Here is a 636-nt window from a genome sequence, read left to right on the forward strand (position 1 = left end):
TGTAAATGTAGTATTATTCTAACTAAACATACTTGGTTTAAAACGGAGCATTACATGCAAGATAATAGACATCCACAAGCTCAGGCGGCTCACACTCAAGGTGATAACCTCGCCAATATTATGGGTGCTAATTCGCAAGCGGCTTTAGGTGCTGATGTTTCATCGGTACTTAAGAACACATACATGCTATTAGGTTTAACGCTGGCCTTTTCAGCTGCCGTTGCCTATATCGCAATGGTTATTAACGCGCCACACCCTGGCATGATCATAACGCTGGTTGGTTTTTACGGTTTACTGTTCGGTATTCACAAAACGGCTAACAGCGGCATGGGTCTTGTACTTACCTTCGCACTGACAGGCTTTATGGGTTATACAATTGGCCCCATCCTTAGCATGTTCATTGGCGCAGGCGCTGGCCACTTAGTTGCTAACGCACTTGGCTTAACCGCATTCGTATTCTTTGGTCTTTCGGCTTATGCCTTGATCACACGTAAAGACTTTAGCTTCTTGGCAGGTACGATTACTGCTGGTTTCTTTGTTCTTTTAGGTGCAATGGTTATTGGTATCTTTACCGATATCGCGGGTTTACAGCTAATGATCTCTGCGGGGTTTGTACTTTTCTCGTCTATGATCATT

Annotated in this window: 1 protein-coding gene; it reads left to right on the plus strand. The window is 43.9% G+C overall.

The genetic code is table 11. From position 1 onward, the window contains the following. Positions 1-54: 54 nt before the first annotated feature. Positions 55-636, plus strand: a 582-nt coding sequence (locus A3757_RS22700) for a Bax inhibitor-1 family protein (RefSeq protein WP_068740348.1), incomplete at its 3' end; no start/stop codon positions are given.

The organism is Oleiphilus sp. HI0117 (assembly GCF_001635235.1).